Source organism: Cutibacterium equinum, from assembly GCF_028021195.1.
Taxonomy (GTDB): Bacteria; Actinomycetota; Actinomycetes; order Propionibacteriales; family Propionibacteriaceae; genus Cutibacterium; species Cutibacterium equinum.
Genome location: NZ_CP115668.1, coordinates 2110077 through 2135047 on the forward strand (window position 1 = coordinate 2110077; position 24971 = coordinate 2135047).

The 24971-nt window shown below is 64.1% G+C and carries 16 protein-coding genes and 4 pseudogenes; 7 read left to right on the plus strand and 13 right to left on the minus strand.

The window, feature by feature from the left end:
* Nucleotides 1–138 precede the first annotated feature (138 nt).
* The 6 genes and pseudogenes from O6R08_RS09615 to O6R08_RS11460 all read right to left on the minus strand — a co-directional run.
* Nucleotides 139–783 carry a TetR/AcrR family transcriptional regulator gene (locus O6R08_RS09615; RefSeq protein ID WP_271417921.1) on the minus strand — a complete coding sequence of 215 codons (645 nt, stop codon included), beginning with the start codon at nucleotides 781–783 and terminating at the stop codon, nucleotides 139–141.
* Nucleotides 780–2573 carry an ABC transporter ATP-binding protein gene (locus tag O6R08_RS09620; RefSeq protein ID WP_271417922.1) on the minus strand — a complete coding sequence of 598 codons (1794 nt, stop codon included), beginning with the start codon at nucleotides 2571–2573 and terminating at the stop codon, nucleotides 780–782. The genes O6R08_RS09615 and O6R08_RS09620 overlap by 4 nt, the downstream gene beginning before the upstream one ends.
* The gene (locus tag O6R08_RS09625; protein WP_271417923.1) at nucleotides 2570–4390 is read right to left on the minus strand and encodes an ABC transporter ATP-binding protein; all 1821 of its coding nucleotides are present in this window, start codon (nucleotides 4388–4390) and stop codon (nucleotides 2570–2572) included. The genes O6R08_RS09620 and O6R08_RS09625 overlap by 4 nt, the downstream gene beginning before the upstream one ends.
* Nucleotides 4387–4980 (minus strand): MptD family putative ECF transporter S component, encoded by a 594-nt coding sequence (locus O6R08_RS09630; protein WP_271417924.1) that lies wholly within the window; start codon nucleotides 4978–4980, stop codon nucleotides 4387–4389. The genes O6R08_RS09625 and O6R08_RS09630 overlap by 4 nt, the downstream gene beginning before the upstream one ends.
* Nucleotides 4977–6464 (minus strand): ABC transporter ATP-binding protein, encoded by a 1488-nt coding sequence (locus O6R08_RS09635; protein WP_271417925.1) that lies wholly within the window; start codon nucleotides 6462–6464, stop codon nucleotides 4977–4979. Before O6R08_RS09635 ends, O6R08_RS09630 begins: the two co-directional genes overlap by 4 nt.
* A gap of 623 nt (nucleotides 6465–7087) precedes the next feature.
* A pseudogene (locus tag O6R08_RS11460) lies at nucleotides 7088–7249 on the minus strand (energy-coupling factor transporter transmembrane component T); the annotation flags it as partial.
* A gap of 114 nt (nucleotides 7250–7363) precedes the next feature.
* Between O6R08_RS11460 and O6R08_RS09645 the strand changes: the two are divergent.
* The 3 genes and pseudogenes from O6R08_RS09645 (at nucleotide 7364) to O6R08_RS09655 (ending at nucleotide 10015) form a co-directional block, all read left to right on the plus strand.
* On the plus strand, nucleotides 7364–8761 hold the full coding sequence (locus O6R08_RS09645; protein ID WP_271417926.1) for a tetratricopeptide repeat protein: 1398 nt from the start codon (nucleotides 7364–7366) through the stop codon (nucleotides 8759–8761).
* Nucleotides 8762–8927: 166 nt separating this feature from the next.
* Nucleotides 8928–9164: pseudogene (locus tag O6R08_RS09650) on the plus strand (transposase); the annotation flags it as partial.
* Nucleotides 9165–9331: 167 nt separating this feature from the next.
* The gene (locus tag O6R08_RS09655) at nucleotides 9332–10015 is read left to right on the plus strand and encodes an EcsC family protein (RefSeq protein ID WP_271417927.1); all 684 of its coding nucleotides are present in this window, start codon (nucleotides 9332–9334) and stop codon (nucleotides 10013–10015) included.
* 26 nt (nucleotides 10016–10041) lie between these two features.
* Here O6R08_RS09655 and O6R08_RS09660 read toward each other — a convergent pair whose 3' ends face one another.
* Both O6R08_RS09660 and O6R08_RS09665 read right to left on the minus strand, forming a co-directional pair.
* Entirely contained in the window at nucleotides 10042–11313 is a 1272-nt protein-coding gene (locus tag O6R08_RS09660; protein ID WP_271417928.1) for a threonine/serine exporter family protein, read from the minus strand.
* Nucleotides 11314–11525: 212 nt separating this feature from the next.
* Nucleotides 11526–12356 (minus strand): annotated as a pseudogene (locus tag O6R08_RS09665) (IS481 family transposase); the annotation flags it as partial.
* 144 nt (nucleotides 12357–12500) lie between these two features.
* On the opposite strand from O6R08_RS09665, the gene O6R08_RS09670 reads away from it, so the two are divergent.
* A complete protein-coding gene (locus tag O6R08_RS09670) occupies nucleotides 12501–14144 on the plus strand; it encodes an IS1634 family transposase (RefSeq protein ID WP_271417929.1) in 1644 nt (547 codons plus the stop codon).
* Between the two features lie 387 nt (nucleotides 14145–14531).
* On the opposite strand, the gene O6R08_RS09675 is transcribed toward O6R08_RS09670, so the two are convergent.
* The 5 genes and pseudogenes from O6R08_RS09675 to pdhA all read right to left on the minus strand — a co-directional run bounded on the left by O6R08_RS09675 (nucleotide 14532) and on the right by pdhA (nucleotide 19665).
* Nucleotides 14532–15041, minus strand: coding sequence for a GNAT family N-acetyltransferase (locus tag O6R08_RS09675; RefSeq protein ID WP_016666486.1), 510 nt, complete (start codon nucleotides 15039–15041; stop codon nucleotides 14532–14534).
* Nucleotides 15042–15607: 566 nt separating this feature from the next.
* Nucleotides 15608–16066 (minus strand): annotated as a pseudogene (locus tag O6R08_RS09680) (ABC transporter permease); the annotation flags it as partial.
* 84 nt (nucleotides 16067–16150) lie between these two features.
* The gene (locus O6R08_RS09685) at nucleotides 16151–17560 is read right to left on the minus strand and encodes a dihydrolipoamide acetyltransferase family protein (RefSeq protein ID WP_271419351.1); all 1410 of its coding nucleotides are present in this window, start codon (nucleotides 17558–17560) and stop codon (nucleotides 16151–16153) included.
* A 48-nt stretch (nucleotides 17561–17608) separates the two neighbouring features.
* Entirely contained in the window at nucleotides 17609–18610 is a 1002-nt protein-coding gene (locus tag O6R08_RS09690; RefSeq protein ID WP_271417930.1) for an alpha-ketoacid dehydrogenase subunit beta, read from the minus strand.
* A complete protein-coding gene (gene pdhA / locus O6R08_RS09695) occupies nucleotides 18610–19665 on the minus strand; it encodes a pyruvate dehydrogenase (acetyl-transferring) E1 component subunit alpha (protein ID WP_271419352.1) in 1056 nt (351 codons plus the stop codon). The genes O6R08_RS09690 and pdhA overlap by 1 nt, the downstream gene beginning before the upstream one ends.
* 297 nt (nucleotides 19666–19962) lie before the next feature.
* On the opposite strand from pdhA, the gene hemG reads away from it, so the two are divergent.
* From hemG to O6R08_RS11345, 3 genes are all read left to right on the plus strand, one after another.
* Nucleotides 19963–21312 carry a protoporphyrinogen oxidase gene (hemG, locus tag O6R08_RS09700; RefSeq protein ID WP_271419353.1) on the plus strand — a complete coding sequence of 450 codons (1350 nt, stop codon included), beginning with the start codon at nucleotides 19963–19965 and terminating at the stop codon, nucleotides 21310–21312.
* Entirely contained in the window at nucleotides 21309–22664 is a 1356-nt protein-coding gene (locus tag O6R08_RS09705) for a TIGR04053 family radical SAM/SPASM domain-containing protein (protein ID WP_271417931.1), read from the plus strand. The genes hemG and O6R08_RS09705 overlap by 4 nt, the downstream gene beginning before the upstream one ends.
* 164 nt (nucleotides 22665–22828) lie before the next feature.
* Entirely contained in the window at nucleotides 22829–24952 is a 2124-nt protein-coding gene (locus tag O6R08_RS11345; RefSeq protein WP_333907892.1) for a bifunctional metallophosphatase/5'-nucleotidase, read from the plus strand.
* Nucleotides 24953–24971: the final 19 nt, after the last annotated feature.

Below are 24971 nucleotides of genomic sequence, written 5' to 3' on the forward strand. Positions count from 1 at the left end.
CGAACCATTGTCACTCCCTCGCCCATCACGAAGAAGAATTCCACCGCCCTGGGCGATCGGTGTCGTCACCGTCGACTTGTCGAAGGCAGGATCGCGAGATGAAGCCGCGGGAGGAGGGATCGAGCGCTGGACTCACGATCACTTCTGCGGGGTAGACCCGGGAAACAGCCCGTGCTCCATCCCCGCAATGATGAACTCAATCTTGAGGTCCAAGTTTCCCCGCGCTCCCATCGACTGCACCCCGAAAACATCCGGCTGACCGTCCGTCATCTCCCCGATCCTCTCGATGCCGGTCCGTCCTCCTTCATCAGCAGTCAGATAGGGCTGGATCGACACAAACGTCTCCAAGACGGTGTCCCCGACGAAGTCGAGCGCGAAAGCAGCTCCCTCGACTCCTCCGGGAATGCCGAGGTCCGCCAGTGTGTGCACAATCGTCGTGATGAAAGGCATGGCTGCCCCAAAGGCCTCTGGCTGAGTGATAATCACCCGAGGGGCCTCTGGATAACCCTCGAACAACTCCCACTGGCGGTCGACGACCTGGCGCAGCGCGTCCTGCCAACTAGTGACATCGGGATCGGGTTCGATGTCCACCACGATTTCCGCGAGTGCAGCCCATTGCAATTCCTGACGAGAACTGAACTCCCGGTACAAAGCGGTGGCCTTCACCCCGAGACGATCAGCGACAGCCCTCAGGGTGAAGGTCTCGATGCCCTCGGCCAGGGCCGCGTCAATCGCCTGACGTCGCGTGAACGCAGGCTTGCGACCTGGCCGTTTACTGATCACTCACGGCCCACGAGCGACCACCCCTCGGCCCGCTCTCGGGCATGCCACAGATCAGCGTAGACACCGCCGCTGGCAATGAGGTCGTCATGGGTTCCCACCTGGCAAACCCTACCGGTGTTGTCGATGACGACGATGCGATCCGCCGAACGGATGGTGTCGAGCTTGTGGGCGATCACGAGGATCGTCGAGGACTTGCGCAGCTGGGCCAGGGCGGCCTCGACGTGAGCCTCGTTCTCAGGATCAAGCGCAGAAGTGGCCTCGTCAAACAGCAGGATCGGCGCACGTTTCAGCAAGGCGCGAGCCACCGACACCCGTTGCCGTTCACCGCCCGACAGACGTCGACCACCCTCACCGACGCTGGCGTCCCATCCGCCCGGAAGACGAGCTGCGATCTCGTCCACCCCGGCAAGAGCCGCTGCCTGACGTACCTGCTCGTCGGAGGCGTCCGGGTTACCAATACGAATGTTCTGAGCCAACGTGGAGTCGTAGAGGTAGACGTCCTGGAACACCATTGCGAGCTGACTCATGAGCTGCTCGGTCGTCTGGTCACGCACGTCCAGTCCGCCCACACGCACCGTCCCCGAACCGACATCCCAGAACCTCGCGGCAAGCCGGAACAGAGTCGTCTTACCAGCCCCCGAAGGACCGACGATGGCCGTCAGACCACCGGCGGGAGCAGTGAAGGTGACGTCGTGGATGACGGGGTGATCCTTGTGGTAGCCGAAGGACACGTCCTCGAAGGACACTTCGCCGGGAGCGGAGAGCTCGCCCGGGTGCGCAGGCTCGGGAAGCACCTGTGCCGAGAGGATCTCGTCAACCTCGCCCACCGGCTTGCGCGATGTCTCGACCGCCAGTGCTGCCGCGACGACGTCCTCCAACACCTTGGCATACCGCAGCGCAACGCCGACGAAAGCCACCGTCGCAACCGGGGCGAGAGTGCCAGCGTTGCCCATGCGAGCAGCCAGCACGATGAGAACAACCGCAATCGACTGGGCACCCAGGCCCGACAGGAAGTTCGCCGCCACTCCGAGACCCAATTTCTTGCGAGCAGAGCGCTCATTGGCCCGCCGAGCATCCCGAAGTGGCTCGTAGTCCCCGGCACGCCCAGCAGCCCTCAGCACCGGCTGGGTCTCGCAGAACTCGACAATGCGCGCCGCCAGTTCTTGCTCGGTTGGCTGGGAGACCGATTCGCCGCGCAGCCACAAAGCCCTCGCCGCGACCAGGATCAGATACATCACAGGTATCGAAATGAGCAGGGACAACCCCAACTGCCACGACCAGAACCACGAGAGCACCATCATGACGACGGTCGTCGCGGCACCACGCACCAGTGGAGCGGTGAAATGTGCCAACCCCTCACCCAGGTGCATGATTCCTTGCGTGAGAAGACGGGACAGCCGCGCGGGGAAACCCGACCGGAACCATCCCAGTGGCAGGCTCGCCACCTGGTCGCCAATGCGCACGCCGAGCTTCTGGATGACGTCCATCGCAGCCAGATAGCCCACCGTCGACTGGAAATACACCACGACAGCCCCGACGATGGCCAGCGCGGCAAGCACCCACACCCAGCCCTGCCAGGTCAGACCCATGGACGGTTGCCCTGACACGAATGCCGTGATCGTCGGGATGACAGCGAACAGGCCGAACCCCTCAAGGACTCCCTGAAGGCCTGCCAGCCACAAGGAGCGATGGAATGCGTCAGCCCCTTGTTTGGTGAGAAGGGGGCGGAAAGTCTCGAGGAGAAGAATGTCGCCCGCCCAAGACAGGCGCGAATGATTCGTCGTGGTCATCGGGTCGTTCCTTCCACATGTCGTCCCGCCGCAAGACGTGCCCAGTAGGGCTGGTCCGCCAATTCCTCGGCGGAACCGCAAGCTGCAACGCAACCTTTCTCCATGACGCAGATGACGTCGGCTCCGGCCACCGACTCGGCGTGATGGCCGATGGCCAGCACTGTGCGGCCCCGGGCCAACCCCGCCAGGGCCTGCTGAATCTCCGCCTCGCAGTCAGGATCGGTGGCTGCCGTCGCCTCATCCAGCACGAGAATCGGCGCATCGGCCAGCACCGCGCGAGCAATGGACAACCGCTGCTTCTGGCCACCCGAGAAATCAGTGTCTTCACCTAAGACAGTGTCGAAACCCTTCGGCAGGGCGTCGATGTCGTCAAGGATCTGGGCGGCCCGAGCGGCCTCGCGCACTTGGGCATCGGTGGCGTCGGGACGGGCCAGGGTGATGACATCGCGAATGGGCCGACGCTGCATGTACGAGTCCTGGAGAACGAAGGACACCAACCGGTAGAGGTCATTCTGGGCAAGATCTTTGAGGTCGACCCCACCAATGCGCACCGCCCCGGAATCTGGGTCACGGAATCGTGCGAGCATCGTCGCCAGGGTCGACTTGCCCGACCCCGATGGCCCGACGAGAGCCGTGACAGTCCCTGGACGCAGCGTCAGGTTGACGTGGTTCAACGCCGGAACAACGCCGTCGGGGGTGTGGTAGGACACGCTGACGTCGTCGAAGGTGACCGTCATGTCGTCAGGAATCCGAGCGCTGACGTCTGGATGACTGATTTGATCAATGGACAGCACGTCCTGCAGACGCAGAGCCGCATTGCCGGCCTGCTGGTAACCCCATGCCATATTGCCCAATACCTCAATGGTGCGAGGCAAGACCAAGGCGATGAGTGAACAGGTGAGGACGTCGGTGACGCCCACCCAACCGGCCTTGGCCATGAGCAATCCGAACCCCAGGTTGATCGCCATCAGGGCTGCCACAGAGATCACCGACAAAGACAAGGCCGACGCTTTGATGAGCGGGCCACACCAGTCCCAGTAGAACCGGGCGAACTCCTGACATGCCTCGGTGAAGCGACGATGGGCCTTGCCGGTCTGTCCGAAATTCTTGACGACGTGGATTCCCTCCGTCAGTTCGATCGCTGAGGAAGAGATGTCGGCGAGTTTGTCGTCCATCTCGGCGGTCTTCGTGCCCATGTCCCGCATCGCCACCCACTGCAACAGGGCGTACATCGGGAAAGTGGCAATCGAGAGAAGTCCCAGTCTCCAGTCCACGACAAAGGCATAGACGAACAGGACCAGCGGAATCCCCACGGCTGCGGTCTGCTCGACCGGCGCGTGTGCGACAAGCATGTGGACCTGAACGGTGTCGTCCTGAATAGCCTTACGTACCCGACCGGTCGACGACGAACTGAACCAGGCCAGTGGCGCCTTCGAGATCCGGTCGATGATGCGGTCCTGGAGGATGTTGCGCAGCTTGATGTCAGCGATATGGGTGATGACGAGGGCCAACACGTAGAGCACCGCCTGGAGGCAGAAGGCCATCCACACCACATTGGCGGCGTGGGTGAGCGCCTCGTGGTCGACATGATCACCCAGCAAGATCGCGCCAAGTTTCGTCAGCGCAATGTAGGGAGCAAGCGCGACGACGCACGAGACCATGACGACGATCCGCGCGATGAGAACGTACCCGCGGATGGGCTTCATGATCGCCGACAGGGCCTTGCTGCCGGCGCGGTGCTTGGCCTGGTAGTCGTTGGTTTCCGCCGATGCGCCGGCGCCGGGAGGCACCTGGGAGGACGTCGTGGTCTCGCTCACTTCGTCAGTCCTGCCCGCTGGAAGTGCTTACGACCGACCTTGATGCCCAACCAGCCACCGACCAGTCCCAACAGGAAGATGACGACGGTCCATCCCGCCACCAGTCCCGGGGTGAAGAGTGCGCGCATCTTGGTGGCGTAGTCGGGGCCCATCTGCTTGGTGATTGTGGCGTAGTACTCGTCGGCGTTCACGAGCATCGGGATGAGGGGAACGATCATCCACAGCTCGAACACGGCGTAACCGAGCATTGCGCGGCTCATCGTGAGGCGGTTGCTGCGCCCGGCATTGGTGATGATGAGGTCAGAGAGGAATCCGAGGACTATTCCGGCCGGGATCATCCAGATGGTGTGGCCCGGGGTCATACCGAGCCCGACGAGTAGCCCGGTGATCGTCATGGTGCCCATTTTCGGCACCCGCGCGACCGACAACATGAGGATGATGCCACCCAGCAAAATGCCCAGGATCCAACCGACGAACATGAAGGCCGGACCAGCGAGACCGACCATGCCGCAGGCGTAGAAAACAACGAAGAAGACCACCGCGAAGATGGCGACACTAACCAGGTCACGAGTTGTCAGACGGTGTTTCATGATTGTCCTTTCAAAGTGTTGATGTTGACCAGGTAATCCCCACACCGGGACATGAGCTCCGTGTCGTGGGTGATGACGATGACGACCTTCCCCGCGGCCGCGAGTTCACCGACGAGGCCGGCGATCGAGGCGAGGTGACGAAAATCGACACCCGAGGTGGGCTCGTCAAAAATGACGACCTCCTTGTCCTGGGCGATCGTGGCGGCGATGACGAGGCGCTGGGCCTGACCACCGGACAGTGACAAGGGATGACGGTCACGTTGACCGGCCAGGTCGAGGCGCTCCAGGAGCTCTGGGACGTTGGCGGCGTCTCGTCGGCGCGGGTCCAGGCCGACGGTGACTTCCCGCTCCACCGACTCGCTGAACAGCTGACGGCGGACGTCTTGCATCACCATCCCGCACGATTTCTGTCGCCTCGCCGCGCTCCAAGGACCTCTCATGCCGATGCGGGCGCCCGGCGGGGATTTTTCGAGCCCGCAGATGAGTCGGGCCAGGGTCGACTTCCCCGCACCATTGGGGCCGGTGAGGATCGTCACAGCCCCGGCGGGGAAGAACAGGGAGTCGATGTCGAGAATCGTCGGCTCGCCCCGGTAGGAGAAGCACATGTGCTCGACCGTCAGCCCGGTCGACAGTTTTGTGCAGCCGGCGTCGCTGGAGGTCCCTGCCGCCGGGGGCTCGGGTAGATCAACCCGGGTGAGGTCGAGGCAGCGAAGGCCCCGCTCGACCCGTTCCACATCCGTCAGGCCAAAAAAGTCGTCGCCAGTCATGGTCTCGACGACCCGGCCGTCGGAGATGCGGTGGACCACGTCAACGAGTCCTCGAAACAGGTGAAGTCGATGCTCGGCGATGACCAACGTTTTCCCGGCCGCCTTCAGCTGGGCGACCAAGTTGCGAAAATCGTCAATCCCCTGGACTGAGAGGTTCGAGGTCGGCTCGTCGAAAAGGAGCAGGTCGACGTCGGTGACCAGGGCGCAGGCACAGGCGACGCGCTGCAACTCCCCTCCCGAGAGTGTGTCGAGCCGCCTATCAAGCAGGTGTGCGATGCCGGTCTGATCGACCGCCCGAGTTACAGCGTCGCGGATTTGGGACGGGTCGACCCCGTAATTCTCCAGCCCGAAAGCCAGCTCGGTTCGCACGCTGGGGGTGAAGAACTGGGTGCGAGGATTCTGGAAGATCATCGCCGAGGTGCGCCCGACGTCGTGGAGCTCGACCCCGGCCACATCGGTGCTGTCCACCTCAACCCGGCCACGCAGGGTGCCCTCGTAAAACTTCGGGACCAGACCATTCATCGTCCTGAGCAAGGTGGATTTCCCCGATCCCGATGTCCCGACGAGCAACGTCAGGGTTCCAGGCTGAATCGTCATGGTGATGCCCTGGAGCTGCTCGACGACCTGTCGGTCGGGAACCGGGGCGTCGTCGAACGGGGACCCCTCGAACTCCGGAACCGGATACGAGTAGGAGACGTCGGTGAGGCTGACGCTCATGCGATCACCTCGACCACGCGCCAGGCAATCAACGCGACCAAAACCGTCAGCACCACGGCGTCACCGACACGGAAACGACTCGGGTCCAGGGTGGACCGGGATTTTTGCGCACCCAAACCCTTGATGATGGCTGCGGCGGACAGCTCATCGGCAATCCGCGCGGCCGAGGCCAGGAACGGGATGATGACGTACTCCCCGGTACGCACCGGGTGGCGCATGGTCAAGCGGGCACCGGGTCTCAGGCCCCGCAGGGTCATGGCCTGGACGATCGCCCGCAGCTCGCACACTGCCATCGGGAAGAACCTCACCACGACCATCACCGGGACCTGCACAACCCTCGGGGCGTGCATCTGGGTGAGGACTGAGCCGACCCGGGTGACGTCGAGGACCTTGATCGCCGCCACTGCCGAGCCGAAGACTCCTGCGAAGCGGAACATCCAGAAGGCGATGAAGACCAGAAACGCGGAGACAGCCGAGCGCCACAGGGTCGGGAGGGCGAAGCAACAGAAGACCCACACCAGGACGAAGACCAGCCACCCGATCCACGTCTTGGGCCGGGTCGTGAGTGCAAGCGACACCGCGACGACGCCGAGACAGGCCAGTACCAGGGACGTCGACCCCGATCCCATGAGAAGGACGTTGAGGACGATGACGTAGAGGAACAGTGTGCGAGGGTCCACAGCGCCGTGAAGCCCCCGCGTGCGGGGCCGATGGGTGGTGGCCAGCGCGCTTCCGGCCGTGACGCGGGCACGCGGGATCGAGGGGATGTCACCTTGGGCGGTCAAGGTCACCTCGTCACAATTCATAAGGTTACCCTAACCCATTAGTTATCACCGTTAACAAATCAGGGTCAGCCCGGGTGTCCGCTACAGTTCGTTCATCAATACTGAGGGGGATTCATGAGCGATTTTGGGATTGCTGAGGCGGTTGCTAAGTATCGCGGGATGCTTGCTGACCAGCGTCGAGTTCTGGGCGAAGACCATCCCAACACACTAACGACTCGAAATAACCTCGCCATGTCTCTTGGGAAGATGGGGCGGGTCGATGAGGCGGTTGCCGAGTTTCGTGGACTACTCGCCGACTGCACACGTATTCTTGGTCCGGACCATCCCAACACACTGACGACTCGAAATAACCTCGCCATGTGGCTTGAGGAGATGGGGCGGGTCGACGAGGCGGTTGCCGAGTTTCGTGGGCTACTCGCCGACCGGCGTCGAGTTCTGGGGGAGGACCATCCCAACACACTAACGACTCGAAATAACCTCGCCATGTCTCTTGGGAGGACGGGACGGGTCGACGAGGCGGTTGCCGAGTTTCGTGGACTACTCGCCGATCAGCGTCGAGTTCTGGGCGAAGACCATCCCAACACACTAACGACTCGAAATAACCTCGCCATGTCTCTTGGGAGGACGGGACGGGTCGACGAGGCGGCGGCCGAGTTTCGTGGACTACTCGCCGATTGCACACGTATTCTTGGTCCGGACCATCCCAACACACTGACGACTCGGAATAACCTTGCCATGTGGCTTGGGGAGATAGGGCGGGTCGATGAGGCGGCGGCCGAGTTTCGTGGGCTACTCGCCGACCGGCGTCGGGTTCTGGGGGAGGACCATCCCGACACACTGACGACTCGTAATGACCTTGCCATGTGTCTTGGGAAGGTCGGACGAGTTGATGAGGCGGCGGCCGAGTTTCGTGGGCTACTCGCCGACCGGCGTCGGGTTCTGGGCGAGGACCATCCCGACACACTGACGACTCGTAATAACCTCGCCGGATACCTTGGGGAGATGGGGCGGGTTGACGAAGCGGTTGCCGAGTTTCGTGGGCTACTCGCTGATCAGCGTCGGGTTCTCGGCGAGGATCACCCCGACACCCTTGCTACCCGCAGTAACCTTGCCGCATGGCTTGGGGAGATAGGGCGCGTTGACGAAGCGGTAACTGAGTGTCGTGGGCTGCTCGCTGACCGGCGTCGGGTTCTGGGCGAGGACCATCCCGACACACTGACGACTCGTAATAACCTCGCCGGATTGCTTGGACGTATGGGGCGGGTCGATGAGGCGGCGGCCGAGTATCGTGTATTGTTCGCCGACTGCACACGTATCCTTGGTCCGGACCACCCCATGACGCTGAGTATTCGCAATAATCTCGCCTCATATCTTGGGGAGATGGGACGCGTTGACGAGGCGGTAGCCGAGTATCATGTGCTGTTCGCCGATTGCACACGTGTTTTTGGTGCGGACCACCCCGCTACCCTTGATGCCCGCGACAACCTCACTGCGTTGCAAGAACGTATGTAGTGTCGTCAACAACCTGCTTCGCTTGGTCAGTCGACTCAGCGGTGCACGGGCCGACAGTTTCCCGGTCGGTTAGCGCCTGCTGCGTGCCAGACCAGTGCCGACGCCGCCTCCACCAAGCCTTGCACGGCCGAGCGCGGATGCGCACGGTCATCGATTCCCTGGCCCGGTCCCAGCACCGTTGAGCGAACTCATCACCCTGGGCCGCACGCTCAACAGGCGCGCTACTGACATCCTCGCATTCTTCGACCGGCCCGGCACCAGCAACGGCCCCACCGTAGCGATCAACGGCCGCCTCGAACACCTGCGAGGCACCGCCCTGGGCTTCCGCAACCTGACCAACTACATCCGCCGATCCCTCTTGGAAGCCGGCGGATTCAGACCCCAACTACACCCTCGATTGTGAAGAGCCACCAAATCACGCGGACACACCAAGAGACAGAAGCGTCACGCCAGGTGACACTTTTCACGCTCCGTGTGTCGACCATGGACGCTCGTGACATGAGGACACGTCACAGGAGTCGTCCTGCCCGACGACTATCCTGGGTGTCAGTTGACCGAGAGGAGACCCCCGTGGGAATCGGAAGCAATATCGGCAAGGCACTGCTGTCCCAGGCCCCCGACATGGCGCCCGGTGCGGCCGTCTCGATGCTGCGCAGCATCTTGGGATTCGCCATCGAGGGCGGCAATGGGCTGCCGGGAGCACGTCAGGCCGCAGGTAAGACCCTCACCAAGTCCGACGGAAACGTCGAACAGGCCATCAACTCCCTGGTCAACCAGCACATCGCCATGGCCGGAGCGCAGGGATTCGTCTCCAATCTCGGCGGCATCGTTACCCTGGCCGTGACCATCCCCGCCAACATCTCTGGCGTCGCAATCGTCCAGGCCCGCATGGTGGCGACCATCGCCCACTTGCGCGGCTACGACCTCGACGACCAGCGCGTCCGTACCGCCATCCTCGCCACCCTCCTGGGGCAGCGCGAGGTTGACAGTCTCATCCACGACAAGACGATCCCGACGACGCCGATGGGTATCGCGACCGCCCCGGTCAGTGACGCCGATCTGGAAAAGACCGTCGCGCGTCACCTCATCAACGTGCTCATGGGCCAGGTCGCCGGCAAGAAACTACCGGTCTTCGTCTCCAAGCGCGTGCCGGTACTGGGCGGTGGAGTCGGAGCCACCACGGACGGATTCACCACCTGGAGCGTCGCCCGTTACGCCCGCAAGCAGTTCCCAACCCGCCGTCCGCGCAGCTGAGAGCGACCCCGCTCGGCCCGAGTGCGTCAAAAGGTCTGCCGACGACGCGCTCCGGGCCGACGTGTGCGGCTGCGATGAATCAAACTGACAGCCCGCGCGGCCGTGGTGCCCATGAGCAGACCCAACGCGATCGAGCCGATGATCCCCGCAGATTCCAGCGCAGTCGCACCGGCTACTGACGTTCCCGCCCCGAGCTGGGTCAGGGACACCACCCCCAAGGATCCCGGAACCAACAACCAGAAGCTCGGCAGGAAGAGCACCAGACGGGGTAGCCGCGGGCGATACATCTCGATCACCGACGATGCGAAACTCGCCACGAACGCGCCCAGCAGTCCCCCACCCCAGGTGGCCCCGGCGACCGTCTGACCGATGATCTGGAAGGCCAGGGTGGTGGCCAACATGAGCGCGACCCACGGAACAAGATGCCTGGGTATCGACTCCATGAGGCTCATCCCCGCAGTCAGGAGCAGGACGCCGAGGAATGGCACCCACAACCCTGACCAGGGCACGATCTGGTTTCCCAGTTGATCGACCGGGACTTTCATCAGCCACGCGGCGACGAGCACACCCGCGGTGAACATGGCCAGCTGTGCGGTACCAAATGCCAATCGTGACGTACCCGCCATCATCGCCCCTGCCGCCAGTTCCGCCACACCAGTGACGATGAGAGCGCCGGGAAGCAACACCGCGATCGGTGGCAGCAGGCTTCGCAGCGGACCCTCGATGAGTCCGAGCCGGGCAGCCCAGAAGGCACACAAGGCGACGACAAAGGCCGCCAGGAACGGTGTGAGGACGGCCAGGGCTTTCCTCTTGCCAGACAACCACATGAATCCGGCGGTGATCTGGCCCGCCAGCACAGAGAACAGCACGCTGGGCCACAGCGGCTGCAGCACCAGGGCGATACCGGAGGAAACGCACACCATGCCGCCGTGCAGCCCCAGGCGTGGGTAGCGCGGCGGAATGGAGCGCAGACTGCGCAGTTGCTCGAGAGCCTCGGCCGGTTCGATGGTGCCGTCGAGGAGTTGCTGACGGATACGGGCGGTGGTGGCGCTCTGGTCCAAACGGATGGTTCCTTCCACCGATTCGAAGGTTGAAGGGGCCCCACCTCCCAGACTCACCACGACCCCGGTGGGCCAACCCTGCACCTGGACGTCGGGGCATCCCAGATAACGACCGACGCGGCGGGTGTCAGCCTCCACCTCATGCACCGGCTGGCCCCCGGCGATACCGGCTGCGGCCACGTACGCCAGCAGTCGGCGGACGCCTTGTTCGTCGAGCTCGTCCACTCCAGATCCCATCGTCGATACCGTCGTCAGGGTCAATCGTCGCGCACCTTGGGCCCTTTGGCACGCCCGTGGCCGAACATCAATTCACCGGTCAGGGCCGCAGAGATTTCACCCCGCCCAGCCCTCGTGCATAACCGACAACCCCGAGGAGGGCACAGACGGCAGCACACACCACGGCCACAACAGACACCCCCGCACACTTCCCTCGACGGCAGCTGTTTGTCCTAGGTGTAATCGCCGGACAGGTTAGGTACGCGGTCAGCGGGTGATTTGCCTTTGAGCGCGGTGTGTCCGCGGTGGTGATTGTAGTGGTCCAGCCGGCCGGGGAGTTCGGCCAGGCGGTCGGTCTCGCTGGCGTAGGGCCGTGCGTAGGCCCACTCGGGGACCAGGGTCCTGTTGAACCGCTCGACCCTGCCGTTGGTCTTGGGCGTGTAGGGCCGGGTGTACTTGTGCGTGATGTGGGTGTCTTTGAGTGCCTTGTTGAAGGCTTTGGACCGGTAGCAGGAGCCGTTGTCGGTCAGGACCCGCTTGACGGTGATGCCCTGGCTGGCGAACCAGGCCTGGGCCCTGGTCCAGAACCCGGCGGCGGTGTCCTTGCGCTCATCGCTGAGGACCTCGACGTAGGCCAGGCGGGAGTGGTCGTCGACGGCGTTGTGGATGTAGTGATACCCACCCCCGCTGGCGGATCAGCCACGGTTGCGTACTCCTTGGGCGCGTCCGACCATGCGGTGGCCGCCGCCGTCGGGGATCCGGCCCAGCTTCTTGATGTCGACGTGGACCAGCGAACCGGGGGTGTCGTGTTCGTAGCGGACGGGTGTGGGCTGGGCGCGTAGCCGGGCGCCGGTGGCCTTGTCGATCCAGGTCAGGGGTGGGCATCCGTAGCGTTGCAGGATCTTGCCGACGGTCGAGACGCTGAGGTGCTGGTGGCGTAGGTGGTAGGCGATGCGTGCTGGGCCCCACTGGTGGGTGATGCGCAATCCCACCACCCGTCGTTGCGTGCGACGGCAGACCCGTCGGGGCTGGTAGTGGGGTCGGCTGGAGTGATCACGCATTCCGGTAGCGCTGTGCCCAGCGTTGGGCCTGACTTGATGCAGTTTTTCGGGGTTCGGTCGGGTGTGTTGGTCTGGCTACGGGTTTCGTGTTCGATCGTGGCTGTTTTGGGTCACTAAGACGGTCCTGGGGGCCGTATTGTGGGGGTCATGACCTATGTCCGGACGGTCCGCACGAGTTCGGGTGCGGTGGCGGTCCAGATCGCTGAGAAGCGACGGGGCAGGCGCATCATCGTGGAGCATGTGGGCTCGGCTCACAGTGACGAGGAACTGGCGGTACTCAAGACCACTGCCCGGGCCAGGATCGAGCAGTTGAGCGGCCAGGAGCCCTTGGACCTGGGCGTGGAGATCCCGGTTGCGGTCGAGGAGTCGTTCACCGAGCCCGTGGTCCAGGACAGGTTGACCGGTGAGGACTCTGGACGCCATGAGAGTTCAGCGCTTGCCAGGCCTGCGCAGGTCGTCTCGACGGCCTCGGACCTGTTGTGGTCTGTGCTGGACAGGGCCTATCGCCGCCTGGGATTCGACGCGGTTGCCGATCAGGTGTTCGAGCAGGTCGTTGTGGCCTGGATCGTCGAACCCACCTCGAAACTGGCTGTCGGGCGGGTCCTGACCGGTTTGGGTCAGGACCCGCCGCATCACACCACGATCTACCGGCACCTGGCTCGTGCCCAGGACCGCGACTACCGTGCCGTGATCACCGATGCCTGCCACCGGTACTCGGCCGGTGGCGGGGAGGTGACTCTGGTGCTCTATGACCTGACCACCCTGTACTTCGAGGCTGAGAACGAGGACAGTCTGCGCAAGGTCGGCTATTCGAAGGAACGCCGGGTTGATCCCCAGATCGTGGTCGGGCTCCTCGTGGACCGCTGGGGCTTTCCCCTCCAGATTGGCTGTTTTCCCGGCAACAAGGCCGAGACCACGACCCTGATCCCGATTGTTGAGGCCTACCGGTCGGCCCACGAGATCGCCGACATGGTGGTGGTCGCAGACGCCGGCATGCTGTCGGCCTCCAATCTGGAGGCCCTGGACGGTGCGGGTCTGCGGTTCATCGTGGGATCCCGGTCGGTAAAGGCCCCCAGCGACCTGGCCGGCCATTTCCACTGGAACGGCACGGCCTTCGATGACGGGCAGATCATCGACACGATCACACCCCGCACAGCGAGGAGGAAGACCTGCCACCCTCGCAGCAGACGGGCCGAGCCGGTCTGGGATCCAGCCGGGTCCACCGATAGCTGGCGGGCGGTCTGGCAGTACTCCCGCAAACGGGCCGTGCGGGACTCGGCCACATTGACGGCTCAGGAGAACCGCGCCAAAGCCGTGGTCGACGGTGACAGACCGGCCCGCAAGCCACGGTTCGTCAGCGCATCGGCGAACGGCTTGTCCTTGGATCACAAGGCGATCGACCGGGCCCGCCAACTGGTCGGGTTGAAGGGATACGTGACCAATATTCCAGTATCGGTGATGACTCCGGTCCAGGTAATCGGGGCCTACCACGACCTCTGGCACGTCGAGGACTCCTTCCGCATGGCCAAGTCCGACCTGCGGGCCCGGCCCATCTTCCACCGGCTCTCTGACTCCATCGAGGCCCACCTGACCACGGCATTCGCCGCCCTGGCAGTCTCGCGTTACCTACGACAGGTCACCGGCCTGTCGGTCAAACGGATCGTCCATACCCTCGCCCCACTACACTCAGCGACCCTGGAGATCAACGGCTCGCTTCACACCATCAAGCCCCAGACCACACCCGAGGCCCGCGCCATCATCAACGCGATCGAGTCCGATGCGGGGCACTAAGCCAATGCAACAAGTCAGGTAGGAATGCTCACTACTTGAAAGAGCCCCCCTATCGGCAGCGCGAGGAACGCCACGGCGCGCAGCACGTTGGCGGCCGTGATGACGGATACTCGATTGTGACGATCGGCAACTACGCCCGCGAAGAGCCCGAAAAGGACCAATCCCGCGGACTCGGCCGCGGTCACGGCGCTCGCCTGCCATCCAGTTGCGCCAAGGGCGCCCACCGCGATGAGTGGCAGGGCAACGTCGGCCACCCCCTGCGAGAGCTCTCCGAGGCCGGAGGTTGCGGCTACCCGCCAAAACACACTTTTCGGAATTCTGGGTGTGGTAGTCATACATCTCTCTTCACTAGCTTACGGTCCGCCATGGATGGGATCGAGTGATGCTTCACCCGCCGAGCTTCATCTCGACGAAGTCGTATTCCCCGCCATTGGTCACCTGCTTGAAGTAGCGAATAACTTTGAACCCACTGGCCTCATACACCTTGATGCCCCGCAGATTAAATGACGCGACCGACAGGCGAATCTCCACGCCTGGGTATTCCTGGCGAATCCTCGCCAAATTGCACCTCATGAAGTTCCGCCCCAAACCGGCGCCGGTAAGGTCGGGGCGCATCCCTAGCCCAATCTCCAAACCATCGCCCCCTTCCGGAAAAGCTCCGGAAAGGAAACCGATAAGTTGACCGGCCTGCCGCACTTGAAGGAAGAATTCCGGCCACAGCTCGGGAGTAACGAATTCACGATAATCCCCGGGATCCGCCGTCATGTCATAGAAATCATAAGGAGGCGGGTATTTCCAATCATCCGCAATCTCTCGTGCGGTTGCCGCGTCCATAGGCATGTATACCAGGTCTTGATTGACCTGATCACGTACCACTAGGGGTGAACCTTGGCTCATTTTCTCTCCTGTGAGGGCGAAGGGAACAGATCCATCATGAGGCTAAGTGGGTGCAGGAAACAACGCTGATCGCTGCGTGGTCTCGCTGCAGCAAGACTTCGATATCGGCAGAACACGACCCGTCGGGGACGGAGGGGATATGGATACCATCTCGGTGGCGAGGAGCCGGATCCAAGGAATCCGGGCATCAGCCTCCACCACCGAGAGGTGGACGACGGGCGTTTCGTCGGCCGCCCCGGTGGGGCTCGACCTTCGCAGCTGAGCCGATGCGACGTCGAAGCTCCAGCTCTCGACACGGTGGCGATCACCGCCCCCCTGTAGCGGCCGGTAGGTCGCCACGCACATGCTTGACAACGGGCAACGTTCTCGCGTCATGTGCCTTGCCCCAGCGCTGCAAATGCTAGCGGAGCCGCTCGTACAACGCTTCTGGCGGACACGAGAACTCCAGCCGCCACCCGCCGGGAGCCACGGTTGCTCGGTCCGCCGATTGGGATGAGGACGAGGCCACGAGGGCGCTCCCGTCAGCAACCTGTGACGACGTCTCGCCAAACCCCGCACTGAGGTCTAGGCGGCATGACGGACACGACGCGCTGAACGGGTTGCGCGTAGGACAAGGCGAGACTGCGATGTGGCGGCATGACGCACACCCGTACGTCTTCGTGTGACGAACACTCGAAGGCCAGTGGCGCATCGCGGAACAACGGCACTGGCATGACGACCCCCAGGGCAGCGATGATGAGCGGTGGGGCGACCAGGGCCACACATGGCACCACCCGACGCCACGTAAAACCGCCGGAGCGAACCGTGGACCAACGGCTGGCAGCCAGGATGCACGAGACGAAGACGATGCAAAAGAAGATGGTGCGCATGGTCACGGCCGAGGCCGTGGCGGTGTGGTTGCCACTCGGCTCTGCCATGTCCATGGACCACGCGAAGGCCACCGAGCCATACCCGGTGTTGGCAAAGAGATTCTCGTTGACAAGGACCGGTATTCCGACCACAGCGATGCACACAACCGGCGCCACGGCGCGAGACGATCACGCCCGAAAAACAACCTCGTCCGCGGTGAAAACACCGCACTGGCATCCTCGGCCAGTGGCGAAGGTCGATCAGTACAGCATTGCCGAGGCCGGGTCCGAGAGAATCTCCGCAACGTCGTGGAGGAAGGTCGAGCCCTCCTCGCCGTCAATGAGTCGGTGGTCGAAGCCGAGACTCATCGTCGTCACCCACCTGGGCACGACCCTCTCGTCGTCACCGGTCCCGACGACCCACGGACGACGCGCAATGGCACCGAGAACGAGGATCGCCGACTCTGTTCGATTGACGACCGGAGTCCCGGCGTCAAGGCCGAACACCCCAACATTGGTGATCGAGAAGGTGCCGTCGGTGTAGTCGGCGGGCTGGAGCTTCCCCTCCTTGGCGATGGCGACGATGCGGGTGATCTCCTCCGCCAGCTCGAGCATCGTCATGTCCTGGGCGTTACGCACCACCGGCACCATGAGGCCACGCGGGGTGGCGGCGGCGATACCGAGGTTGATCTGGTCGCGGAAGACGATCTGTTCGGTGGCGTCATCCCAGCGGGCATTGACAACCGGGGTGCGTCCCATCGCCAGACACACCGCCTTGCACCAGACCGTCAGCGGGGAGACGCGCAGCCCCTTGAAACGACGATCAGCACGCAGCCGATCGACCAACTCCATCGTCGGGGTGACGTCACAGGTGAGGAAGGCCGTCACGAGGGCCTTGGTATCCAGCGAGTCCTTCATGGCCTTCGCTGTCACCTTGCGTACCCCATGCACCGGCACCTTGCGGGTGTGGCCGTCAGGTTCGGTCGGAGCACCACCGAGGAGACGACGAGCCGTCACCGACAAGGCCGCGAACTCCGCGTCACCAGCGCCGACTCCGGCATCACGAGCACCGCCCTGCCCAGCCTCGGCAGCCGCCTTGACGTCACTCCTGGTCACTGCCCCCTGCGGGCCGGTACCCGTCACACTCGACAGGTCAATACCGAGGTCGGCAGCCAGGCGTCGAGCCGGGGGCTTGGCGAGAACATGCTCGGTGCGGTCCATGCGTGGCGGATCCTGGCGGGCGGGCTGCTGGATCCCCGACGACTGCTGCTCGACAACAGGCTCGACGTCTGCCTTCTTTTCAGGTGCCGGCGCAGGGACATCCGTCGAGGTCTTTTCGGGCGCCCGCTGCGCCGACACTGCGGCACCGCTGCGACGACGACGCCGACGTCCAGAATCCTGAGTGACGTGGCCGACGAGGAACTCCGGTTCATCCTCACGCTGATCGTCAGAACCGTCGTCGATCGTCACCAAAGGCTCCCCGACCGCGACCGTCTCGCCAGGCTCAGCCCACAACTTCGCCACGGTTCCAGCGAAGGGACTGGGCAGTTCGACGATCGACTTGGCCGTCTCGACCTCGCACAGCACGTCGTTGATCTTGACGGTGTCGCCGACAGATACCTGCCAGGAGACGACCTCTCCCTCGGTGAGCCCTTCGCCCGGGTCAGGCATGGAGTAGTTCTTCACGTGAATACCTCGATCAGTGTCGCAAGGAGGGGGTCAGTAGGCCAGGGATCGGTCAACGGCGTCAATGATGCGGTCGACGTCGGGGATGTGCTCACCCTCGGCCTTGGCCGGCGGGTATGGGGTCGACCATCCGGTCACGCGCAGCACCGGGGCCTCCATGACGTAGTAGAGCTCCTCGCCCAGACGGGCCGCGATCTCCGCTCCGATGCCCTGGGTGCGAGGCGCCTCCTGAACGATGATCGCCCGCGTCGTGCGCCGCACCGACTCATAGACCGTCTCCATGTCGAGCGGGGACAGGCTGCGCAGGTCGACGACCTCAAGCTCGTGGCCCTCGTGGGCAGCCTCCTCGGCTGCATCCAGGCAGGTCTCGACGAGGGGTCCGTAGCACAGCAGGGTGGCATCAGTTCCGGGACGGACGATGCGCGCCTCGTGAAGGGCACGTTCAGGGGTCTCGGAGACCTCACCACGGGTGTAGTACCGACGCTTCGGCTCGAAGAAAATCACCGGGTCCGGGCTCTCGATGGCCTGGCGCAACATCCAGTAAGCGTCGTCGGGGTTGGAGCAGCTGACCACCTTGAGGCCCGGGGTGGTCGCGTAAAACCCCTCCGGGGACTCCGAGTGGTGTTCCGGGGAGCCGACGCCACCGCCGAACGGAATACGGATCGTCACCGGCAGGGACCACCGTCCGCCCACACGGGCGCGATACCTGGCCAACTGAGAGACGATCTGGTCGAAGGCCGGAGCGCTGAAGCCGTCAAACTGCAACTCGACGCAGGGGCGGTACCCGCGCATGGCCATGCCGATGGCGGTTCCGACGATGCCCGACTCCGCCAGCGGGGAGTCGATGACCCGACGCCCGCCAAATTGTGCTTTGAGACCATCAGTGATGCGGAAGACACCGCCGAGGGTCCCGACGTCCTCTCCCATGATCACCACGTGGTCGTCAGCAGCCAAGGCGTCGGCCAGACCGGCATTGAGGGCCTTGGCCAGGGTCGTCTCCCCCTGCGGGCGCGCGCTCTGTGAGTTCTCGCTCATCAGTTGTCCTCCTCCCACGAGGCGATCTCCTCGGCGTCAGCAAGGACGTCAGGGGTCGGCTCGGCGTACACGTCCGACATGAGCTCTGCCATGACGGGCACAGGGTTCTCGTGAACAGCAGCGCGAACCTCGGCCCCGAAGGCCTCCTCGCGCTCGGCCAGACCGTCAAGCCATTCCTCGTCAATGACCCCGCGATCCTGCAGGTAGGTCCGCAGCCTGACGATGGGGTCGGTTTTCCCCCACGTCGCCTCCTCGTCGGCGCTGCGGTAACGGGTGGGGTCGTCGGTGGTGGTGTGAGCGCCCATCCGATACGTCCACGCCTCGACGAAGACCGGCCCCTTGCCACGACGGGCGTGGTCGAGGGCGGTTCGTAGTACGGCTGTCATGGCGACGACGTCGTTTCCGTCCACCTGCACGGCCGGGATGCCGAAACCGATCGCGCGACGGAACAGGGAGGTCGGGGACTGCACCGTCGTCGGCTCGGAGATGGCCCATTGATTGTTGACGCACACGAACACCACGGGTGCGTTCATCGAGGCGGCGAACACGTAGGCCTCGTTGGTGTCTCCCTCGCTCATGGCCCCGTCACCGTGGAAATCCAGCGCGGCAGCAGGGGCGCCACCGGCCTCGACGTCACGCTGAATACCCATGGCATAACCGACGGCATGCAGAGTGCCCGACCCGATCATCACCGGGTAGGCGCTGAAGTGAGTGGCGACGGTGTCCCAGGCACAGTGGGCATTGCCATTCCACGAGTCGAGGATGTCAGCGACGCTGACCCCCATCGCGTGGGCCAAACCCTGCTCGCGGTAGGTCGGGAAAACTTGGTCGTGGTCACCCAATGCCAGCCACGCGCCAGCCTGAGTGGCCTCCTGGCCCATGTGCGGGGGCCACAGGCCGAGCTCCCCGTGACGCTGCAAGGCGGTGCTCTCGACGTCCAGACGCCGGGTCATGACCATCATCTCGAGGGCCTTGACGAGATCCTCGTCGTCGACATTGACAGGGAAATCCGGGTGGGGGGTGAAGTGTCCCTTGTCGTCGAGAATCCGCACCATTGCAGGATCGGGACGATTGACGGGATGGTGTGTTGCCGGCGGGATGAACGGGTCCGTATCACCCTCGTCAGCACTAAAGGTCTCGGTCACATCTTCCTCCTGGTCGAATGTTCCGTACTTCATTCTGAACGCCGAGGAGTCCAGTTCCAAGCAGAACTCACCGTTTCACAGGGAGCCAATGACCACGAGGTTACCGTTCCGTAGGTTGTCCCCGGTTGCGACCCCGGTAGTTGACTCTCACAGGCGCTTGCGTACGCTCAACTGGTGAGCAAAACAGTGGCGATCATCGGTGCCGGGATGACAGGTCTGACGGCCGCACACCAGCTGCGGGGCCACGGTTGCCGAGTTGTCGTCCTGGAAGCAGGACAATGCGTCGGCGGACAGGTGAGGTCTCGTCGGCTTGGCTCCGACATCGTCGACATGGGAGCCGAGGCCGTGCCGCTACGCGCCCCCGGAGTCTCCGATCTGGTGTCCGAACTGGGGCTGACGGACTCGATGCGCCACCCCGCCCCCGGGCGCACCCTGTTGTCGAGCCGACGCGGGGTCGTCGAGATGCCGGCCGGGGTGACCCCCGTCGGGCCCACGAAGTTCCTGCCGACCATCGCCTCGCGGATCCTCTCCCCCGTCGGTCTGCTGCGGGCTGGTCTGGAACCGTTCAATACCCACCCGCACCCTGACGACGTCAGCGTCGGGCAGTTCATCTCGCAACGTTTTGGTGACGAGGTCGGCCGGGCCGTCGTCGATCCCCTGCTGGGTGGCATCCACGCCGCCGACATCGACACCTTCTCCCTTGCGATGGCGGCCCCAGCCTTGGGACAGACGGTCAAGAAGGGTGATTCCATCGTCGCCGGAACCCTCAAGCGCAACGCCGCCGCGACGTGGTCGCGTATCCGTCATCGTCGGCAACGCTCCGGGCCTGGCACCCCTGCCACCGCAACGTGGCAACACGGGTTGGTGACGCTACCCGAGGCGCTGGCTGAGGGCCTCACCGTCCATACCAACACCCGTGCCACGGGGATCCGACGGGTTGGCCACGAATGGGTCGTCGACGTCACCGGTCCACGCGGGATCGGAGCGGTTGCCGCCGATGAGGTCATCATCGCCACGCCAGCCAGGGTCACGTCGGCCCTGCTGTCCCTGGCCCACCCGGAGGCCTCAGACCTGCTGTCGCAGTGTGAGAGCACCACAGTTGCCACGCTCGTCGTGCGCACTGATCCGGTGGATCACCCGATCGCCACGGCTCAGACGTGGTTCATCGGTTCGGCGTGGTCCCCACTGATTCGCCAGGTGACGAACCTCTCGACGAAATGGCGCCTGCCCGAGACCACTCTCCGGATCGCCATAGGTCGTCAAGGTGGAACACCCATCGACGACCTGTGCGACGACGACCTCGTTGCCATGACCGTGGCAGAACTGGGACGCCTGGGATTGGCCATCCACCCCCACGACCACGTCATCGAACGTCACCGTGGCGCGATGCCGCAGCCAGCCCCAGGTCACCGGGAGCGCATGGGCAAGCTCGCCACCATCCTGGACAACACCGGGCTCCACGTCGGCGGGGCCGGGATCGACGGGGCCGGAGTCGGTACCGCGATCGTCGCCGGCCGACGTCTTGCCCGTCAGATCACCTCGGAGGAGGACAAGTGACCACCACGACTGACCATTCCGCCCAACCGATGCAGCCCGGCCACCCAGGTGCGTCCGCGGGACACCCAGGTGCGTCTTCGGGTCACCCAGGTGCGTCCGCAGGCCATCCCGGAGGGCATCCTGGCGGACACCCGGGAGGTCATCCCGGCGGTCACCCCGGCCACGGCCCGCTCGTCCGCGAGATCAAGCACGACCTCAACGACAAGCCCTTCATCGTCATCTGGGAAGTCACCCGCGCTTGTGCCCTGGTCTGCCAGCACTGCCGTGCCGAGGCTCAACACCACGCCGCTCCCGGCCAGCTGACGAACGCCCAGGGCCACGAACTCATCGACCAGCTGACCAGCTATGAGCGCCCCTACCCGATGCTCATCCTCACCGGTGGTGACTGTTTCGAGCGGCCTGACCTCGTGGACCTCATTGAGTACGGCGTCAGCAAGGGCCTGCACGTGTCGATCTCACCCTCGGTGACCCCGCTGTTCACCTACGATCGGGTCAAGGCCGTGCAGGACGCCGGGGTCTCGATGATGTCGATGTCCCTGGACGGCGGCTCGGCGTCAACCCACGACGCCTTCCGTGGCTTCCCGGGAACCTTCGAGCGCACCGTCGAGGCCTGCCACATGCTGCGCGAGATGGGAATGAAGTTCCAGCTCAACACGGTCTTCACCGCCAAGAACATCCACGAGGCACCGCAGATGCTCAAGAACGCCATTGATCTGGGGGCGTTCATGTTCTACACGTTCATGCTGGTGCCCACCGGACGCGGGGCCCAGCTCGACATGCTGTCCCCGCTGGAGCGCGAGGACGTCCTGTACTGGTTGCACGACAATTCCACGCGCATCGCCGTCAAGACGACCGAGGCCCCGCAATACCGACGCATCGCCTTCCAGCGCGAGGCCGTCCGTCAGGGCAAGGAGCGTCCGGTTCGCCACGGCGAGCTCTACGAGTGGCTGACCCGCGAGACGAACAACCTCCTCGGCGAGGCCATCGAGGACCCGCGCCCACCGCGCACCCCGCTGGCCATCAATTCCGGGTCCGGATTCGCCTTCATCGACCACACCGGGGACGTCTACCCGTCGGGATTCCTGCCGATCCACTGCGGGTCGATCAAGGACAAACCCTTCCCCGAGATCTACCGGAACTCCCCGGCGTTCCAGGGACTACGCAACCCGAATGGGTTCTCCGGCAAGTGCGGAGCCTGCAACTTCAACCACTTCTGTGGTGGATCGCGCTCGACGGCCTACGCCATGACCGGGGACTACCTGGCCTCCGACCCGTCGTGTGCCTACGTGCCACCGGGCTACCATGGCGAGCTGCCCGAGGGAGTTCCCGCCGAGGGACTGCCAAGGCTGTGAGTTCGGTAAGGCTACCATTAGTACGCCCGCTGAAAGTATCAGCAAGGTGAATTCCTCATGGCGAAGTTCCTCCCGACCCTTGCGGGCCCAGCCAAAAATCGGTGACCCTATTCATGTATGCCTTCGGGCACACACGAATACTCGGACGACTCCAGGGAGAACCCATGAATCACCGACACCAGGCCCGCGTCGTCGGCTTGTCGGTGCTGTGCGTGGCCGGGATGGGTGGCAGCCTCATCGCCAACCCGGCTTCCGCCGCACCGAGCGCAAGTGACGCCCCGTCCACATCCTCCAACCCAGCCGAGATGTGCGCGGTCGACACGAACGTCGACATCTTCAACTTCAACGACTTCCACGGCCGCATCGCCAAGGGTGCCAACCTCTTCACCCCCGTCGTCGAGGCTCGCAATGCCAACGGCGACGACAACGTCCTGCTGCTCAGCGACGGCGACAACGTCGGTGGTTCAACCTTCGAGTCCGGCTCCCTCAATGACGAGCCGACCATCGCCATGCTGGACGCCGTCGGCGTCGAGGCCAATGCCGTCGGCAACCACGAGTTCGACAAGGGCTGGAAGGATCTCGCCGAGCGCATCATTCCGCACACCACCAAGAGCCCCTACCTGGGTGCCAACGTCTACGAGAAGGGCCCGACCACGGTGGCCGCTCCTCTCAAGGCGTCGACCGTCATCGTCAAGAATGGTGTGCGCATCGGCGTCATTGGTGCCGTCACCTCGGACCTCCCCTCCCTGGTCTCCCCCGCCGGCATCGCCAACCTCACCATCGGTGACCCGGTCAAGGCCGTCAACGCCGAGGCCAAGCGCCTCAAGAGCGAGGGCCTGGCCGACATCGTCGTCGCCGAGTACCACGACGGTGCTGCTGACGGCTCTGCCGATCCGGCCAGCCAGGGCGGAAACTTCGCTCCGATCTACGCCGACACCTCCGCCGACGTCGACATGGTTTTCACCGGCCACACCCACCAGGTGTACTCGTGGAAGGACAAGGCCGGCGCCCCGCTGCTGCAGGCCGGTTCCTACGGCGAGCACCTGGCCAAGGTGACGGTGGCCTGGGACTCCGAGCACAAGAAGCTGTGCTCGCTGGACGCCGCGATCATCGACCCGGCCGAGACCCCGGCCGATGATCCGACCATCGCCAAGGTCACCTCGATCTACGAGGACGCCAAGGCCAAGTCGGATGAGGTCGGCGCCGAGGTGATCGGGCACGAGGACGCCCCGATCACCACCCCGTCGAACAAGGAAGACCAGAACTTCGCCGCCAACGTCCGTGACCGTGAGTCGACGATGTCCAACATGGTCGCCGACATGTTCAAGGACACCCTCGGCAAGGACGACCCGAACTTCATCGGTCTGCAGAACCCTGGTGGCACTCGCGCTTCCCTGCTCGAGAAGGACATCACCTACAAGCAGGCCGCCCAGGTGCTCCCCTTCGCCAACACGCTGATGACCACCAAGATCACCGGCGCCCAGTTCAAGACGGTGCTGGAGCAGCAGTGGCAGCGCGACACAGACGGCAAGGTCCCGTCGCGTCCCTACCTGCAGCTCGGCGTCTCCAAGAACGTCACCTACACCTACGACGAGTCCCGCAAGGAGGGCGACCGCATCACCGCCATCTGGATCAACGGCAAGCCGATCGATCCCAAGGGCACCTACACCGTGGGTTCGGGCTCCTTCCTCATCGCCGGTGGTGACAACTTCACCGAGCTCGCCAAGGGATCCAAGCCGATCGACACCGGCAAGATCGACCTGTCCGCCTGGGTCGACTGGATCAAGGCTCAGAAGAACCTCACGCCTGACTTCGCCAAGCGTGCCGTCTCCCTGACGACCTCCCTCAAGGACGACATGTCCAAGGAGGCCATCTTCACCGTCGGCAAGCCGGCCGACAAGGCTGTTGCCCCCGACACCGTCGACTTCACCTCGAAGGGCGCCGTCGTCAACAAGACGATGAAGACTCAGATCGTTCAGGGCGACAAGGCCGTCGACGTCGCCGCCGCCCCGGTCAAGGACGGCTCGTCCTCGGTGACCGTCAAGGTGCCGACCGACAAGGGTCTGGTCAGCGGTGATGCCACCATCGTCTTCACCTTCCCGGAGTCGGGCACCACGGTGCGCTTCGCCGCCGAGCTGTCGGTTCCCGCCGGCGCTGAGCCTGGCGGCGTCGTGACCCCGAAGCCCGGTCATTCGGCAACCCCCGGCCACAGCGTCAAGCCGGGAACCCCCGGATCTGTCGATGGCTCCGGCCACGGCAAGCCCGGCCTGCCGAGCACCGGCGTCTGATCTGAGGATCGCCACAACC

Bases quoted from the DNA above. Each gene is read 5' to 3' on its own strand.
- O6R08_RS09620 (WP_271417922.1), bottom strand. From the start codon at position 2,573: ATGACCACGACGAATCATTCGCGCCTGTCTTGGGCGGGCGACATTCTT.
- O6R08_RS09630 (WP_271417924.1), bottom strand. From the start codon at position 4,980: ATGAAACACCGTCTGACAACTCGTGACCTGGTTAGTGTCGCCATCTTC.
- O6R08_RS09635 (WP_271417925.1), bottom strand. From the start codon at position 6,464: ATGAGCGTCAGCCTCACCGACGTCTCCTACTCGTATCCGGTTCCGGAG.
- O6R08_RS09645 (WP_271417926.1), top strand. From the start codon at position 7,364: ATGAGCGATTTTGGGATTGCTGAGGCGGTTGCTAAGTATCGCGGGATG.
- O6R08_RS09660 (WP_271417928.1), bottom strand. From the start codon at position 11,313: ATGGGATCTGGAGTGGACGAGCTCGACGAACAAGGCGTCCGCCGACTG.
- O6R08_RS09670 (WP_271417929.1), top strand. From the start codon at position 12,501: ATGACCTATGTCCGGACGGTCCGCACGAGTTCGGGTGCGGTGGCGGTC.
- O6R08_RS09675 (WP_016666486.1), bottom strand. From the start codon at position 15,041: ATGAGCCAAGGTTCACCCCTAGTGGTACGTGATCAGGTCAATCAAGAC.
- O6R08_RS09685 (WP_271419351.1), bottom strand. From the start codon at position 17,560: ATGCCTGACCCGGGCGAAGGGCTCACCGAGGGAGAGGTCGTCTCCTGG.
- O6R08_RS09690 (WP_271417930.1), bottom strand. From the start codon at position 18,610: ATGAGCGAGAACTCACAGAGCGCGCGCCCGCAGGGGGAGACGACCCTG.
- pdhA (WP_271419352.1), bottom strand. From the start codon at position 19,665: ATGGTGCGGATTCTCGACGACAAGGGACACTTCACCCCCCACCCGGAT.
- hemG (WP_271419353.1), top strand. From the start codon at position 19,963: ATGACAGGTCTGACGGCCGCACACCAGCTGCGGGGCCACGGTTGCCGA.
- O6R08_RS11345 (WP_333907892.1), top strand. From the start codon at position 22,829: ATGAATCACCGACACCAGGCCCGCGTCGTCGGCTTGTCGGTGCTGTGC.